The organism is Ruminococcus sp. FMBCY1, from assembly GCF_023921805.1.
Lineage (GTDB): Bacteria > Bacillota > Clostridia > Oscillospirales > Acutalibacteraceae > Ruminococcoides > Ruminococcoides intestinale_A.
The window spans coordinates 999,552-1,015,218 of sequence record NZ_CP074197.1 but is presented as its reverse complement, the minus strand read 5'-3'; the positions used below and the strand labels follow the sequence as shown (position 1 = coordinate 1,015,218).

Here is a 15,667-nt window from a genome sequence, read left to right as displayed (position 1 = left end):
TTCACTAATGAATGGGCTGAAAATCCTGTAAAATAGGGAAAGTTAGAAAGATATTTCGGCAAACTTGAATTTGTGGAGAATACTGACTTATGAAAATACATATTATTGGTTGCAGTGGTTCTGGAAAAACCTATTTAGCAAATGCACTTTCAAAAAAGTATAATATTTCCCATTTCGACTTAGATGATATTCAATGGGATAATAACGCCAAAGAATATGGCAAAAAGAGAACGCTTGATGAACGAAAAGCGTTATTACAAGAAATATTATATAATAATGATGAGTGGATAATTGAGGGGGTATATTATGCCTGGGTACAGCAAAGTTTTGATGAAGCTGATAAAATATATGTTTTAGATATGCCTGGTTATTTATATAAAAGTAGAATTATTATGCGCTCTATAAAAAGAAAATTGGGAATACAAAAAGGAAAAAGAGAAACTTTAAAATCGGTCTATAACCTTTTGAAATGGACTGAAACTTTTCAGAATAAAAATCTGAAAGAAATAAGAAGTATTTTAGATAGATATGATGATAAAGTTATATGGCTATCAAGAAAAAAAGATGTAGAGAAAATAATAAAGGCGGTATGATAACTTCCAGATTTGTATGTATGGTAAATCTAAACTGTATTTTAGCAATATTTCCTGAGTGGGGGCAGAAAGTGCCGTCTTTGCCTTTTGGCTGTGTAATGTAGTAATTGTTGGTTGCACAACTACGCTTAATAGCTGAATAATCACCTGTGGATTTTACTATATTCTTTGTGTAATCTACTAAGCGATTAATCATTGTGTTAACATCTTTGTAGTTGCTCCAAGTTTTCCAAGATGTACCGTCATTTACAAGCTCGTGATAAAGCTGTGAGAGCGTATAATGCGATAAGAAATAATACTTATCTTCTCGTGTATTCATCTTACTAAATAAAGATGAATACACACCGTCAATAAATCCGTCCATTATGGACTTAGCGGATTTACCGCCGTTCTCGAATGTTGAGAAATAATCTCCGTAACCGCCGTAAAGAACACTCAGACCTACTATAAGAGCCTTTTCTTTTTCGTCAGTCGAATTAGGGTCAAGTTTTATTACTTCCTTGCCTGTTTCACCCGAAAACTGTGTAAACTCCATAGTCTTGCCGCCTGTCTTTTGTGCCGGCAGCTGTGGGTCAATACAATAACCGACCTCACCGTTGATAAGGAATTTATATGCGTCAAGTTTGCCTGCACTTCCGTTGTCAATAAGGACTAACGGATTTTTCGAAGATTGAATCAATACCTTGCCGCCGATTTCACTAAGCCCCGTATATGAATAAGCACTTGCCGAAATATTAGCGACAGGTAGTATAGCAAAGATTGTTGTTAATGCAACTGCCAATGATGTCAGCTTTTTAGGCTTGCAAAAGGAAATAATTGCCGACTTTAGCTTTTTAAATTTGTTCATAAAACTCTCCTTTCAATGAGAATGAGATAGTATATATTGGTGGTTTGGTGGACTTCTGCTCACATTGGTGCTCCTTTCAGATTTTTTTGATATAAAAAAGCAGTCAAGTTTGATGTGTCCCCAAAAAGTTAGATTCTTAGTCTAACTTTTTGGGGACAGCTCAATTTTCGGATACTTAAATAATTATGAAAACAGCTATTCATTAATGATTGATAATACTGTTATAGAACTTTAATAAAGCATTTATCGGCAGTTAAAATTTATTTTTATCTTATCGCTTCACACTTTTTTCGGTAACCATAAATTATAAGTAAGTTGTACTGCAAAGACTGATTTATTTTAAGGAGATTATTGAATGAGTAAAAAAATATTGATAGGAGATATGGGACTGCTTTTGTATAATGCTGTTTTGCTCTTTATTTCAAGGATTTTATACGATAATAAAATTTTATATCCGTATAATTATCCGTTACATATACTCTTTGCCGTACTTTTGATTTGCGGTGCGGTAGGATTCTGGATTTTTTCTTATAATGCAGAATGTAAAAATGTTTCCCGTACAAATATAGCAATTTCTTTAGTAATGTGTTGTTTAATATTTCTTGCTGTTATAAATACAAATATCAGTTATATCGGAAATAATGCTGTAAATACCATGACGGCTTTTGGAATGTTCGGATTTCAAGTTGCCCGATATTTAAAATCCATAGTCTGTTATTACGCTGTTTATGGTGAATTTCCGCCATTGCTCGACAAAATAAAATATATTCATAATATAGAACTGAGCTTTGCTCCTGCATTGGCAACAATTTTGTCTGTTTTAAGTATTTTTTTTTGATATTTACTGCTTAGGAGTATTTATTTGTATTTGTTTATATATTTTTGCTTTTTGTAAAAGTAGCTAATTTGCTGCCTGACTCTATTGAAATATATGTCTAATTATGGTATAATCATATACGAATTATTATTTTAATTAAGGGGAGAATAAAAATGAATATAAATATTTCTGACGCTATTAAATATATCGGCGTTGATGATAAAGATATTGACCTTTTTGAAAGTCAGTACATTGTGCCAAACGGCATTTCTTATAACTCATATGTAATTCTTGATGAAAAAATCTGCGTACTTGACACGGTGGATAAGAGAAAAACCGATGAATGGGTTGCAAATCTTGAAAATGTACTTGACGGAAAAACTCCCGATTATCTTATTATTAATCATCTTGAGCCTGACCATGCGTCAAACATACAGTTGCTTGCAGATAAATATCCAGATATGAAGCTTGTCGGAAATGCAAAGACATTTAATATGCTGCCTCAATTTTTTGACATTGACCTTACTGACAGAACGGTTACTGTAAAAGAGGGCGACTCATTAAACCTCGGCGAACATACACTTTCTTTCTATATGGCGCCTATGGTACATTGGCCCGAAGTTATGGTTACATATGAAAGCAAGGAAAAAGTGCTTTTTTCTGCCGATGGATTCGGTAAATTCGGTGCACTTGATACAGACGAAGATTGGGCTTGCGAGGCAAGAAGATATTACTTTAATATTTGCGGAAAATACGGTGTGCAGGTTCAGGCTTTGCTTAAAAAAGCAGCTAAGCTTGACATTGAGAAAATCTGTCCGTTACACGGTCCTGTTCTTACTGAAAATCTCGGTTATTATATTAACCTTTATGACATCTGGAGCAAGTATGAGCCGGAGGTTGACGGTATATTTATCGCTTATTGTTCAATTCATGGCAATACCGAAAAAGCCGCTTTAAAACTTTATGATATTTTGAAAGAGAAAACAGATAAAAAGATTGCTATTTCTGACCTTTCAAGAAGTGATATGGCAGAAAATGTTGAGGACGCATTTAAGTATTCTACACTTGTTGTGGCCGCTCCTTCATATGACGGCGGAGTTTTCCCTGTTATGAATGACTTTTTACATCATTTGAAAATTAAAGGATACAAAAACCGTAAAGTCGCTATGATTGAAAACGGTTCATGGGCACCTTGTGCAATCAAGTCTATGCAGCCTTATTTTGACGAAATGAAGGGTATTGAGATTTCAGATGCCAAGGTTACAATCCGTTCAACTATGACAGCTGAAAATGAAGTTCAGCTTGCCGCTCTTGCAGATTCAATAATTTAATAAAATAGTTTTTGTAAAAGTACGCAAACTGTTTTGAATTTACGGATATTTTTAGTATTGCATATTTAATTTGTCGGAGGAAATATGGAACAACATTTTGAATTCCTAAGGAAGCACCCGATTTTTGAAAGTTTTACAGATGAAGAAATAGAACAGGCGCTTGTGGAATTTGATTATAAAATTCAGAGCTATAAAAATGATGATATTATTGTAAGTTCAGGCAAAATTCATAAATATTCCGCTTTTGTGCTTGAGGGTGCGGCTCAAATACAAAAATATAATTCAGACGGAGTTCGTGAAATTTTGGGAAGAGTTTACAGTGACAGCATAGGTTGGCTTATCACCGCCGCACCACGAACCACACATTGCGATATTGAAATAGTGTCGCATGGGGAGTCGACAATTCTTTTTCTTGATTTTGCGAAAATTAAAGAAAATGATTATAAAAAGATTATTATTCAGCAAAAATTACTTAAAAATCTTTTTGTATTGTTTGAGGAGATGGATTTGCGCTCTCTCGAATATAAAATTGTGCTTTCAGAGCGTTCCATACGCAAAAAAATAATGCGTTATTTTGAATTCAGAGAAAAGCGTGACGGAAGTTCTTCTTTTTGCATTGAAGGCTCAAGACAGGATTTTGCGGATTATCTAAGCGTTGATAAATCGGCGCTTTCCCGTGAGCTTAATAAAATGAAAAAAGACGGATTAATAGATTTTAACGGTGATAATTTCACCATATTGCAAAAATTATGAATTGTAGGGATATTTAATACAGTAATGAATATTGCTTGTGTTAGTCTTGATATTAATTAAATCTTGGCATATTAGTGAGTATTCAATAAAATTTATTACTGTATTTTTATACAGTTTCTTGAAAATCGTTGCAAATGCAATTTCCAAAATAGTATTATTCTGCTATAATTTTAAAAGAAACAGCGAATGAGCTGTTAAAAATATGCTATCAACTACATAACATAAATTTCTTCTATAACCCTATTACCCCTAAAAAAGCAACAGACGAGTTTATTCTCAACTGTTGCTTTTTTCATTTGTAAAAATCAGCATAGAGCAAAAATGTAATAAATTTGTAAATAAATATTTATTGCCTTGAATTTTTCGGTATGTTATAATATTTTTAGAATATTTGTGATTTAGGGGAGCTTTTTATGAAATGCCCATATTGTTCATTTGAAGAAAGTAAGGTTGTGGATTCCCGTTCGGCAGATGACGGGGAAAGAATACGCAGAAGAAGAGAATGTCTTAAGTGCGGAAAGCGTTTTACAACTTATGAAATTATTGAGAACATTCCTCTCTATGTTGTCAAGCGTGACAAATCAAGAGAAGTTTTTGACCGCAATAAGCTGACTGCAGGTATTCTTCGTGCTTGCGAAAAGCGCCCTGTTTCTGTTGAACAGGTAGAAGAAATGGTCACTGACATTGAGCTTACTGCACAGAACGGCTTTGAACGAGAAATTACTGCCGAGCAGATCGGTGAACTTGTAATGGAGCGCCTTAAAAAGGTTGATGAAGTTTCATATGTTCGTTTTGCCTCGGTTTATCGCCAATTCAAGGATATTAATACATTTATGGAGGAGTTAAACAAACTCCTTACCGAAAAAAAGTAATATTTTAAGAGTCTGATTATCCAAAAAAATCAGGCTCTTTTTGTTTATTAGGTAGGAATTTTTAAAATAATTGTAAAAATTCTCAAAATACTATTTATTTTGCTAAGAAATAATGTTATAATAATTTTATCCTTGTGGCTTATCGCACTCGGATTAATTGTGAAATGAAAGATGGTGATTATTTGTTTAAAAGAATATTATCAGGTCTGTTGGTTTCTGCTATGCTCACAGGTTCTGTCGTTTATTTGACAGGCTGTTCAAATTCGCAGAACGGTTCAGATGATAATACTTCTACCAATACTTCTACCGAGTATGCTCACGCAGATAAGATTGATAACGGTACAATTTTGCAGTGTTTTTCGTGGGATTTCAATACTATAAAGGAATCTATGGCTGACATTGCGGCTTCAGGATATACGGCGCTGCAGACTTCGCCTATTAATGCTTGCCTTGAGGGCGAGAACGGCGGAATGCAGCTTTACGGTGATGGCAAATGGTACTATCATTATCAGCCCACCGATTTTAAAATCGGTAACTATCAGCTCGGAACTCGTGACGAGTTTAAAGCTATGTGTGACGAGGCGGAAAAGTACGGTATTAAGGTTATTGTTGATGTTATTGCTAACCACACAACACCGACCACAAGCGCAGTAAGTCAGGATCTTATTGATGCAGGCGGCGGAAGTTTGGACACGCTTTATCATAAAAACAATGCGTATGACCTCAATGACTTTTCAAACAGACTTGCTTGCACTACTTACAAAATGGGTGGTTTGCCTGATATTAATACAGAGCGCACATCTTTTCAGGATTATTTTATTGAGTATCTCAATGACTGTGTCGCTTGCGGTGCTGACGGTTTCCGTTATGATACTGCAAAGCACATCGGCTTACCTGACGATCCTAAGGAAGATGACGGCTTTACAAATAACTTCTGGCAGAGAGTAATCACCGAAGTAAACAATGCTGACAATCTGTTTATATACGGAGAGGTGCTTCAGGGCAACAATGAAAGAATTGCCGACTATATTGAGGCAATAGGTCATACTACAGCAAGTACATACGGCAGTAAAATCAGAGGCGCAATTACAAACAATACTTTGTCAAAAGGTACTGTAAGTGATTATTGGCTCGGTGACGCACCGCTTAATATGGTTACATGGGTTGAATCTCACGATAACTATATTAATGACGGCAACTGGTACAATATGACTAAGGAACAGGTTATCCTCGGTTGGGCAGTAATTACTGCAAGAAAAGACGGCACACCGCTGTTCTTTGACCGTCCTTATAACTCAAGCGTTGATAACGAATGGGGAATGAACCGTATCGGCACAGAGGGTGACGATATGTACAAGGATAAGAGTGTAAAAGCCGTAAATTTCTTCCGTACAGCTATGATTGGCGAAGACGAAAATATTGTAAATCCGAACTCCGATTCAACCGCTGTTATGATTGAAAGAGGCACAAAAGGAGCGGTAATTGTAAATACAAAAGACGCTCTTAAGACAGGATTTGAAACAAATCTTGCCGACGGTACATATGTAAACAGAGTTGACGGCAAGACAGAATACACCGTTAAAAACGGTAAACTTACTTCTGATGCCGATATTCCGGCAAACAGTGTGGTAGTTCTTTATAACGACGGTTATAAGAAATATGAAGCTGCCGCCGAAGTAGGCGTTGCCGAGGACACCGTATTTAATATTCAAAGCGGTAAAACCGCAACAGTCACACTTACTTGTGCAAATACGGATAATGCGGAATATGCTCTTAACGGAGCAGCGGCTGTTTCATATAAGAACGGAGAAACCGTAACCGTTTCTGTACCGAGCGGAAGTGATATAGCAACACTTGAACTTACAGCTAAAAATTCCAAGGGTGTAAAAACCTACGAAAGAGTTGTATTTGCTACAGAAGTAAAATATTCAATTTCAAGCGGCACAAAGGTATATTTTGAAAAGCCCGACAGCTGGGGCGATCAGATTTTTGCATATGTTTACAACGATGAACTGTATGAAAACGAAACCTGGCCGGGAATTGAAATGACAAAGGAAAGCGACGGAAAGTACAGCTATACCTTTACAGAAGATTGGGAAACACCGTATATTATTTTTAATGACGGTGACGAAGACGGTTCTCAGCAATATCCGGCAGATAAGGGACTTATTGTTGAGGACGGAAAAACTTATACTATAAACTGACTATTGGAGGATAAATATTATGAGCGAAATGAAAATGGAAAACAGCAGAGTACCTGCTGAAAAGATTTTTAACCCTGATTTAAAAGAAGCAATTGTAAATATGCAGGAAGACAACTCAAAAGAGAACGTTGACAAGATGATTACAGAAGTTGTAAAGGCTAAGTTTATTTTACCTGCAAAGGTTGTTCCTACAACACAGGCTGTTACAGAAAACGGTCAGACTGTTATGAAGCAGGCAACACAGGTTCAGTTCAGACTTCTTGAAAATCAGAAAAAAGAAAAATTCTTTGGACTTTTTACAGATACAGAAGAATTATTTAAGTGGCAGGATACCCAGAATGCTCAAAAAGTAGTTACTGATTTTGACAGCATTTCACAAATGGTTATGGATCCACATTCGGGTGTTGTCGGTTTTGTTATCAATCCGTTTGGCAAGAGCGTTACTTTCCCTAAGCCAATGATTATTTCAATCAAGCAGCAGAAAGACTTTAACACACTTAATAAAGATTTGTTCAAGCCGGGTGAGCAGATTAAAATCGGCGAACCAAAGGATTATCCTATTGACCTTATGGCTACACTTATAAATCATTTCAGCGCAGAGCCAAATGTAAACGTTGCTTTCTTAAGAATGATGGAGCACAGCGACAAAAAGAGCTTCCTGGTTGTAGTTGACTTTATTGGCGATATGAAAAAGATTTTTGACGCTATAAAAGAAACCGCACAGCCATACCTTACTGAAGATGTAGACATTGTTGTAATGCCTGTTACTATGGACCTTGCAAGAAATGCAATAAACGGTGTAGAACCATTCTACAGAAAAGAACAATAATAATTTTTATTTTAAATAAAGCTTCCGATAAACTCGGGAGCTTTATTCTTTTAAAAACAGAAATAATTAGCATTTTTTACAACATATTTTATAACATTGTTAGCTATATTGCCTATGTCATAATTTATCAAAATATGGTATAATATTAGATATAAGAAATATAATAAGCATAAACTGTTTTCCGCTTTGTCAGACATTGTTTTAAACAATTACTAACGAATGAGAATTAAGAATAGGAGAGAAGTATGTTTTATCGAAATAACGCTTACAAATCTGCGCATGGAGGTGCCGAAAATGTTTGAGGTATCTGATATAGTCGCATATGGTGTTAACGGTGTTTGCACTGTTACCGAGATTACAACAAAAAGAATAGACAAGGTAAATGTAGAGTATTATGTTCTTAGTCCTAATGCGACAAAAACCGCAAAGGTTTTCGTTCCCGTGCAAAATGAAAAACTTGTCGGAAAAATGAGAGCCGTACTTACTAAAGATGAGATTATCGACCTTTTGGATAATATGCCGAAAGAAGAAGAGTGGATTTCCAATAAGAATATAAGATTTGAAACATTTAAAAACATCATTTCAGAGGGCAAGTCATCTGAATTGCTTAGATTAATCAGAACTTTAAAACTTCACGAAAAGCAGCAGTTAAAAAGAGGCAAAAGATTACATATGGCTGATGAACGCTTTTTGAAAGAAGCAGAGAAAATGGTACTCGGCGAGTTTGCTTATGTGCTTAACGAGTCTACCGATGATATACTTAACAGAATAGTAAATTGTGCATAAATATTACACCTTTCAATTTAATTGTGAAAGGTGTTTTTTCGGTTCTTTTTAAATAGTTGGGGTAAATTTGGTTTAGCAAATTGATTTGCCAATCAATTATAAAAGTTTGGTCGACCTTTTCAAAGGTCGTGGGTGTGGGCAAAGCCCACAAATACTTTCCGTTTATGCAATCTAATGATAGCCAAACAGCTCGCTGTTCGGCGGCTTGAACACAACGGCGTTAGCCTTTAAAAGCGATAGCAATATAAGAAAAGAAATTCGTTATTTCATAATAAAATATAGGTTTTTTAATGTCTGTCGCCTGTTTTAACAAACTTAGTTTTAGCACGCAAACAGCGTGGCTGTTTGCGCCTGATAAATTGTTGTATCGGAAGATTTTTATGGGCGCTGCCCAAACCCGCAATTTTTGAAAAAATTGAGTAAACTTTTTTGCTTTTGGGAGGATAATTTAGCGTTAGCTAAATTTCAATCCCCGACTGACACTACGCTAAACCATAATTTATCACAATTCTTAACAAATAACTTAGCAAAGCCAACAAAAACTCCCCTGCCGCAAAACAGGGGAGTTTTTATATCAAATTTTCTTTTTTCTTATAACTGAACCATCAGGAATTTTTACATCACTCTTCATTGTAAGTCTTTGCATTGGATGCGGTGCGGCATCAACGGAATTTCCGTATTCGTCAGTAAGTGAAACACACTTTACATTGAACGGAATACCGCTTGGCGGCAGTACATCGAGTGTATCACCCACAAGAAATTTGTTTCTCTGTGTAATTTCTGTTGTGGTGTCGTCAATCGACTTTTCGCAAACAGCAACCACATCATAATGTCTGATGTAACCGCCGTTTCCCGTAACCTGTCCCGGTTCTTTGCCAAAGTAAAAGCCTGTATTGTATTCACGATGGCTTATCTTGTCAAGTTCCTCTTTAATCCAAGGTTCAAGCACATAATTTTCACCGTTAGTCATAAATCCGTCAACAGCATGGCGATAGGCATTTGTTGTAACAGCGGTGTAATAAGCTGATTTTGCTCTGCCCTCAATTTTAAGACTGGAAACTCCTGCTTTTACAAGCTCGGGAATATGCTCAATCATACAAAGATCTCTGGAATTGTAAAGGTATGTGCCGTCCGAATGTTCCTCGACAGGGAAGTACTGACCCTCTCTGTTTTCTTCAAAAAGGTGATATTTCCAACGGCAAGGCTGTGCGCAGTCGCCGTGGTTTGCATCTCTGCCTGTCATATAACTTGAAATAAGACATCTGCCTGAGAACGACACACACATTGCGCCGTGTACAAAGCACTCGATTTCAAGGTCTTTCGGAATTTTTGCTCGCATCTGTGCGATTTCATCAAGCGGAATCTCTCTTGCAAGCACAACTCTTGATGCACCCATATTATAAAGTGCATTTGCGGTTGCATAGTTTGTTACGCCTGCCTGTGTTGAAATATGTCTTGCAACCTTTGGAGCGTATTTTTTAGCGGCTTCAAAAACACCTAAATCCGCAATAATAAATGCGTCAACACCACATTCTTGAGCATAGCTTAAATAGTCGGGTAAAAAGTCAAGTTCATTATTTCGTGGTAAAGTGTTGCAGGTTACATATAATTTTGCACCCTTTGCGTGGGCAAGTTCGCAAGCCTGTTTTAATTGTGTATTGTCAAAATTCTTTGATGCAGAGCGCATACCAAACATTTTGCCTGCGAGGAATACTGCGTCTGCGCCAAATGAAAGCGCAGAGTTAAGACATTCCATATCGCCTGCAGGTGCAAGCACTTCCGGTCTTGTAATCATATTATAATCTCCTAATTATTCAATATTTGCAAGATTTTCGTTATGCTCATAAATTGTTGAAGCATAATAAGCGTTACCGTCTTTATCGTGACAGAAGAAGTAGTAATTTGTATCCTTAGGATTGAGCGCAGCGATAATTGCATTCATACCCGGATTACAGATTTCACCTGCCGGTAAGCCTTCTTTAGAATATGTGTCATATGAACTTTCAAAAGTATCTCTTGCGTCTTCAGGAATATCAGCTTGTGTTCTGTACGGGTAGAATTTAGTAGAGTCAAGACCGAGATACTTAACACCCATATCTTCATCGGCATTAAGACGGTTGTAGATAATAGAAGAAATGTAATACATATCGTCTGTATCGGCAGCCTCTGACTGAATGATTGACGCAACTATCATAACCTGGTCAAGAGTATAGTCGCTTCTGTTCTTCTTAAGCATATTTTCAATGGTTGTTACCTTATCATAACCCGGAACATCCTGTTTTTCGGTAAGTTTTGATTCGTAGTTATTAAGGAAACGATAAATAACATTCTCTGCATCTTCGTTTTCGTAGAATGTATAAGTATCAGGATACAGGTAACCCTCAAGTTTGTAGTAACGGTCATCTGCATTTGTAATATCCTTTAAGAATGAATATTCTTCGTCAAAATGGTTTGAATTACAAAGCTCAAGGAACTTGTCTTCATCGGCGAGAGCACCTTTTTCTTTAAGTAACTTAGCAATCTCAAGGACATTTCTGCCTTCCGGAATTGTTACTTCAACTGTATCTGTACGGTTCACACTGCTAAGCAAGAAGTTGATAATTGCCTCGTAGTCCAAATTTGTTTTGATGTCATATGTACCCTGTGTAAAATCGTCATCCGCTTTTGTAAATTTTGCAAACAGTTTGAAATAGTTTTTATCATCAATGATATTATTCTTTTCAAGAACGGTTGCAACTGTGTCAAGATTCGGATTTGCAGGGATTTCTATTCTTACATTTTTTTCTTCGGTACGGTTGATAGCGAGCATATCGTCAATGCCTGCCACAAAGAACATACCTGCCATAGCACCGACAATTATAACGGAAACCAACCAGATAACTCTGAAAACTCTGCGGTTACGCTTATTTTTGGCTTTTGAAAGTTTTTTGTCTATTTTCTTTTTCTTTTTTAAAGCCTGCTTAGAATTTTTTGCCATCTGTTCCTTAACATCTTCGCCGCTGTAAGAGTTAAGTTCTTCGGGTTCGTTGTTTTCTGCTTTTGCGGATTCGTCATAGATATCGTCCTGAATATTTAAAGTAAAGCTTTTTGCTTTTTGGCGACGCTTTTCTTCAAGGTTCTGAATATTATTTTCTTCGTTCACTTACACCATTCCTTTTTCAAACACATTTCGTGTATCGTTTGTGAATTTTTCAGTTATTATTATGTCAACAGCCTTGTCATATATTCCGTGCGGTAGTTTTTGCTCAATGCATCTTGAGTAGCAAAGACCTGCCGTTGTACCGCCAAACTGTTCTAAAAATCTGTCATAATAGCCTTTTCCGAAACCGATCCGATAGCCGTATAAGTCAAAACTTAATCCGGGTACAAGACAAAGACCGTTTGAATAATCGGTAATTTTGCCGCAGACTTCTGTATCAGGCTCCATAATGGAATATTTGCCCTCTATAAGCTGACTTAGTGATGTTACTTTATAAAAATCCATAACAGGCTCGCTTTGCCTGCACTTTGGCAGAGCAAGAATTTTTCCGTCTGCAATAGCTTTTTCGAGAATAGGGTAGGTGTTAATTTCTATCGGCATAGATACAAACGCAAACAGAATACTGCACTCTTTATATTCTTTCAAATCAACAAATTTTTCAAACAATGTTTTGTCAAGAGCGGCTCTGATTTCTTTTGGACAGGCTGTTCTGATTTTCTTATGCTTTGCTCTTAGTGAATTTTTTTGCTCTTTTATATTTATTATGGGCATTGCATATCACCGCAGACTTTGTTTGCAGCTTCGGCAGACACTGCTTTTTCTACAATAGCTTTGCCGAAGAGAATTGCACAGCCTGCGCCTTTGCCTGTAATTACATTGCCGTCAATATCAACAGGAGCAGCGGTGTATGTTGCTCCCTCAAGTTCTTTTTCAAATCCGGGGAAACAGGTTGCTTTTTTACCTTTAAGTATTCCGAGGTTACCCAAAACAGACGGAGCGGCGCAGATGGCAGCGGTAATTTTGCCGTTTTCTGCACAGTAAACAGCCGCTTTAGTCACAGTTTCCGATTTACCGAGATTAACGGTTCCCGGCATACCGCCAGGAAGAACCACTCCGTCAATGTTATTAAATGATATTTCTTCGGGTTTTAAATCGGCTTTAACGGTAACACCGTGTGAGCCTGTTACAAATTCGCCTGTAACTCCTACTGTTTTAACTTCAATTTTTGCTCTGCGCATCATATCAAGCGGTGCAAGAGCCTCGGTTTCTTCAAATCCGTCTGCTAAAAATAAATAAAACATAGCAATACCCTTTCTATACTTAATTTAATGTTATTCCTATATAAATATCCTTTGGCACGGTGATTTTGCTGTCAAGCGATTTTACCATTCCATATCGGATTTTTTGTGCGTTTTCAAATATTTTGTTATGTGTAAATCTGAAATATTCGGCATCGGTATTTTGCAGAATATCATTTATCAAATTTTTTAAATTGTTTTTTTCAAATTCAAAGTAAAATACTTCTGCCGTATTTTCATTTTCTTCAAACAATGCAAAATAATTTTTGCTTTTAACATTTTTTATATTATATGTTGAATAATATTCGACAGCAAAATTCTTAAAGTCATTACCCTGCTTGAGAATATTATTTTCGCTGGAATTTAATTCCTGCAAAGAAAGTAAATCATTTCTTGAAAAATCGGAAATATAAGCAATGCAGTTTTCACGATAACCGAAATTTTGATAATAGTTATAAAGATTATCGTTTGCAGGGAAAAGAAAGGAATACTTATCTCCGCTTTTTGCCGAATCTTCAAGAGCGTATTTAATTAATTTGCTCATAATGCCTTGCTTGCGAAAATCTTTATGGGTTGACGCACCGCAAAGATAATGAGCTTTTTGACCGTTAAAACTTGCACTTATAAGATAAAGTGCGGAGATGATTTTTTCGCCGTACTTTGCAATATAAGTTTGTTTTGCATTAAAACATTTGTCAAAAAATAAATCAACAGCTTTCGGTTCTTCATCAAAAGATGAAAGCCAAAGCTTTTTAAGTGATTTAATATCGGAACTGTCGGGTTTACAAAAATTAATTTCCATCATTTTTTAATGTTGCGTTATACCTCGCAATCAGAATTATGGGATTATATGAGAGTTTGGACTTTTTAAGTCCCTCTATACCCATATCTTCTTCACGGTTTATATATTTATAAGAAGACAGCGTTTTGGCAAATTCATTGTTAATTACTGCATAAATGCCGTCGTATTCACGCAAAGCTTTTTCAAAACATATATCAAATGCAATGGGGGAGATTTCGCATCCGAGAGTCATGGCAACAGCTTTGTCTTTTACATAAACAATTCCGCCGTGCATTTTAAATTCTTCCATATTGTCAAGAGCCTCTCTGATTGCATTTTTTTCTTCGTAGTGCTCAATATCAATTTCATTTTCGGCACACCAATCAAGCATTACTTTATAAGCGTCCTCTTTATTTGAATTTGTTATTTCTTCAAATCTGTAATCGGGATAACCGTTCTTAAACTTTGAAATATGGTTGCGCTTTGCGTGGAATTTTCTGCCCGAAAGATTTATTAAATCTTCTGACAAATAGACATATTCCTGATTTTCGGGTGAAAATTCATAGTTAAATTCTGACGGGAAGAGGGTTTCGAGTTTAACTCTCTGTGCGTCTGTCAGCATTACGATAAAAGGTTTTTGCCCACGCTCGTGAGCGTCCTTTATGATTTCTTCGACAGCGGGTTTTATATCTTCGCCGTGCGGCAGGCAATATCCCCACACGCTGTCATCGTCATTAAAATATGCTTTTATTAAACAGTTGTTGTACAAAGCAAATTTTATATTATATTCATTTCTCCAGAGGTATGCGCTCAAAATATTGGTAGTAAGTGAAATTCCCTCCGGATTGTCGTAGTATTTCTGAAATTTATTTATATCGGATTTTTCTATCAGCTTAAAGTTTAGCATAAAGTATTAATTTCAGCCGCCTTTTCTATTTCCTCTGCTATTGATTCTATAGACTTTATTTCTCCGTTTTCACAGCAGTTAATTACTGTCCAGCCGCATTTTTTTGCGGCATAAAGTGCCGATTTTCTACATTCGAGTAAAAATGCAAAGTTTTTTTCGTGCAAGTCCTTTTTGCTTTCGTCACCCTCGTATCTTTTGCTCATAAGTTTTTGCGATACTTCGGGTTTAACATCAAGATAAATAACCTTGTCCGGCTTAGGTACGGCAAGCTTTTTGTATTCAAAATCCTCCTGCCATTCAATAAAGTTGTCCCACTCCGATTTGTCAAGTTTAGACATCTGATAAATTATATTGGATGTAGCGTATCTGTCGCTTAAAATCACATCACTGTTTTCGTAATCTTTTTTCCAAAATTTAAGAAAACTTGCCACTCTGTCTACCGCATAAAAGGACGAAGCAGCATAAGCGTTTACATCATTCGGATTACTGCCGAATTCTCCGCCGAGATACATTTTTACAAGTGCCGAGCTTTCGTTTGCGTAATCGGGAAATTCAAGTTTTTTAATGCTTTTTCCCATTGCTGAAATTTTATCAAAGAGGATTTTTGTTTGGGTAGCCTTTCCGCTTCCGTCAAGACCCTCTATTACAATGAATTTTGCACTCATTTTT

The 15,667-nt window shown here is 36.3% G+C and carries 16 protein-coding genes; 8 read left to right on the top strand and 8 right to left on the bottom strand.

The window, feature by feature from the left end:
* Nucleotides 1-89: 89 nt before the first annotated feature.
* Nucleotides 90-593: an AAA family ATPase gene (locus KGF34_RS04875; RefSeq protein WP_015512901.1), complete on the top strand. Its 504-nt coding sequence runs from the start codon at nt 90-92 to the stop codon at nt 591-593.
* Here the strand turns inward: KGF34_RS04875 and KGF34_RS04870 are convergent.
* The gene (locus KGF34_RS04870; protein ID WP_252560034.1) at nt 541-1,440 is read right to left on the bottom strand and encodes a hypothetical protein; all 900 of its coding nucleotides are present in this window, start codon (nt 1,438-1,440) and stop codon (nt 541-543) included. The two genes, KGF34_RS04875 and KGF34_RS04870, sit on opposite strands and share 53 nt — an antisense overlap.
* A 355-nt stretch (nt 1,441-1,795) precedes the next feature.
* Between KGF34_RS04870 and KGF34_RS04865 the strand changes: the two genes are divergently transcribed.
* The 7 genes from KGF34_RS04865 (at nt 1,796) to KGF34_RS04835 (ending at nt 9,032) form a co-directional block, all read left to right on the top strand.
* The gene (locus tag KGF34_RS04865; protein ID WP_252560032.1) at nt 1,796-2,278 is read left to right on the top strand and encodes a hypothetical protein; all 483 of its coding nucleotides are present in this window, start codon (nt 1,796-1,798) and stop codon (nt 2,276-2,278) included.
* A 152-nt stretch (nt 2,279-2,430) separates the two neighbouring features.
* On the top strand, nt 2,431-3,588 hold the full coding sequence (locus KGF34_RS04860) for an FprA family A-type flavoprotein (protein ID WP_022235242.1): 1,158 nt from the start codon (nt 2,431-2,433) through the stop codon (nt 3,586-3,588).
* Between the two features lie 84 nt (nt 3,589-3,672).
* Nucleotides 3,673-4,341: a Crp/Fnr family transcriptional regulator gene (locus KGF34_RS04855; RefSeq protein ID WP_022235243.1), complete on the top strand. Its 669-nt coding sequence runs from the start codon at nt 3,673-3,675 to the stop codon at nt 4,339-4,341.
* A gap of 413 nt (nt 4,342-4,754) precedes the next feature.
* Nucleotides 4,755-5,213 (top strand): transcriptional regulator NrdR, encoded by a 459-nt coding sequence (gene nrdR / locus KGF34_RS04850; RefSeq protein ID WP_022235244.1) that lies wholly within the window; start codon nt 4,755-4,757, stop codon nt 5,211-5,213.
* Between the two features lie 164 nt (nt 5,214-5,377).
* Nucleotides 5,378-7,417 (top strand): alpha-amylase family glycosyl hydrolase, encoded by a 2,040-nt coding sequence (locus KGF34_RS04845; protein WP_252560030.1) that lies wholly within the window; start codon nt 5,378-5,380, stop codon nt 7,415-7,417.
* Between the two features lie 19 nt (nt 7,418-7,436).
* On the top strand, nt 7,437-8,246 hold the full coding sequence (locus KGF34_RS04840) for an enhanced serine sensitivity protein SseB (RefSeq protein ID WP_252560028.1): 810 nt from the start codon (nt 7,437-7,439) through the stop codon (nt 8,244-8,246).
* A gap of 294 nt (nt 8,247-8,540) precedes the next feature.
* Nucleotides 8,541-9,032 (top strand): CarD family transcriptional regulator, encoded by a 492-nt coding sequence (locus KGF34_RS04835; RefSeq protein ID WP_022235247.1) that lies wholly within the window; start codon nt 8,541-8,543, stop codon nt 9,030-9,032.
* A 574-nt stretch (nt 9,033-9,606) separates the two neighbouring features.
* On the opposite strand, the gene KGF34_RS04830 is transcribed toward KGF34_RS04835, so the two are convergent.
* The 7 genes from KGF34_RS04830 to KGF34_RS04800 are packed head-to-tail and all read right to left on the bottom strand — an operon-like array spanning nt 9,607 to nt 15,663.
* A complete protein-coding gene (locus KGF34_RS04830) occupies nt 9,607-10,827 on the bottom strand; it encodes a U32 family peptidase (protein ID WP_252560026.1) in 1,221 nt (406 codons plus the stop codon).
* Nucleotides 10,828-10,842: 15 nt separating this feature from the next.
* Nucleotides 10,843-12,174, bottom strand: coding sequence for an endolytic transglycosylase MltG (gene mltG, locus KGF34_RS04825; RefSeq protein ID WP_252560025.1), 1,332 nt, complete (start codon nt 12,172-12,174; stop codon nt 10,843-10,845).
* Complete coding sequence (locus KGF34_RS04820) at nt 12,175-12,783, bottom strand: 5-formyltetrahydrofolate cyclo-ligase (protein ID WP_252560024.1); 609 nt, start codon at nt 12,781-12,783, stop codon at nt 12,175-12,177.
* Nucleotides 12,774-13,313, bottom strand: a complete 540-nt coding sequence (locus tag KGF34_RS04815; protein ID WP_252560022.1) for a DJ-1 family glyoxalase III — start codon at nt 13,311-13,313, stop codon at nt 12,774-12,776. Before KGF34_RS04815 ends, KGF34_RS04820 begins: the two co-directional genes overlap by 10 nt.
* A 19-nt stretch (nt 13,314-13,332) precedes the next feature.
* Complete coding sequence (locus KGF34_RS04810; RefSeq protein WP_252560020.1) at nt 13,333-14,115, bottom strand: GNAT family N-acetyltransferase; 783 nt, start codon at nt 14,113-14,115, stop codon at nt 13,333-13,335.
* Entirely contained in the window at nt 14,102-14,998 is an 897-nt protein-coding gene (locus KGF34_RS04805; RefSeq protein ID WP_252560018.1) for a phosphatidylglycerol lysyltransferase domain-containing protein, read from the bottom strand. Before KGF34_RS04805 ends, KGF34_RS04810 begins: the two co-directional genes overlap by 14 nt.
* Nucleotides 14,992-15,663, bottom strand: coding sequence for a deoxynucleoside kinase (locus KGF34_RS04800; RefSeq protein ID WP_252560016.1), 672 nt, complete (start codon nt 15,661-15,663; stop codon nt 14,992-14,994). The genes KGF34_RS04805 and KGF34_RS04800 overlap by 7 nt, the downstream gene beginning before the upstream one ends.
* Between the last annotated feature and the right edge of the window lie 4 nt (nt 15,664-15,667).

Bases quoted from the DNA above. Each gene is read 5' to 3' on its own strand.
- KGF34_RS04875 (WP_015512901.1), top strand. From the start codon at position 90: ATGAAAATACATATTATTGGTTGCAGTGGTTCTGGAAAAACCTATTTA.
- KGF34_RS04870 (WP_252560034.1), bottom strand. From the start codon at position 1,440: ATGAACAAATTTAAAAAGCTAAAGTCGGCAATTATTTCCTTTTGCAAG.
- KGF34_RS04865 (WP_252560032.1), top strand. From the start codon at position 1,796: ATGAGTAAAAAAATATTGATAGGAGATATGGGACTGCTTTTGTATAAT.
- KGF34_RS04860 (WP_022235242.1), top strand. From the start codon at position 2,431: ATGAATATAAATATTTCTGACGCTATTAAATATATCGGCGTTGATGAT.
- KGF34_RS04855 (WP_022235243.1), top strand. From the start codon at position 3,673: ATGGAACAACATTTTGAATTCCTAAGGAAGCACCCGATTTTTGAAAGT.
- nrdR (WP_022235244.1), top strand. From the start codon at position 4,755: ATGAAATGCCCATATTGTTCATTTGAAGAAAGTAAGGTTGTGGATTCC.
- KGF34_RS04845 (WP_252560030.1), top strand. From the start codon at position 5,378: ATGAAAGATGGTGATTATTTGTTTAAAAGAATATTATCAGGTCTGTTG.
- KGF34_RS04840 (WP_252560028.1), top strand. From the start codon at position 7,437: ATGAGCGAAATGAAAATGGAAAACAGCAGAGTACCTGCTGAAAAGATT.
- KGF34_RS04835 (WP_022235247.1), top strand. From the start codon at position 8,541: ATGTTTGAGGTATCTGATATAGTCGCATATGGTGTTAACGGTGTTTGC.
- KGF34_RS04830 (WP_252560026.1), bottom strand. From the start codon at position 10,827: ATGATTACAAGACCGGAAGTGCTTGCACCTGCAGGCGATATGGAATGT.
- KGF34_RS04820 (WP_252560024.1), bottom strand. From the start codon at position 12,783: ATGCCCATAATAAATATAAAAGAGCAAAAAAATTCACTAAGAGCAAAG.
- KGF34_RS04815 (WP_252560022.1), bottom strand. From the start codon at position 13,313: ATGTTTTATTTATTTTTAGCAGACGGATTTGAAGAAACCGAGGCTCTT.
- KGF34_RS04810 (WP_252560020.1), bottom strand. From the start codon at position 14,115: ATGATGGAAATTAATTTTTGTAAACCCGACAGTTCCGATATTAAATCA.
- KGF34_RS04805 (WP_252560018.1), bottom strand. From the start codon at position 14,998: ATGCTAAACTTTAAGCTGATAGAAAAATCCGATATAAATAAATTTCAG.
- KGF34_RS04800 (WP_252560016.1), bottom strand. From the start codon at position 15,663: ATGAGTGCAAAATTCATTGTAATAGAGGGTCTTGACGGAAGCGGAAAG.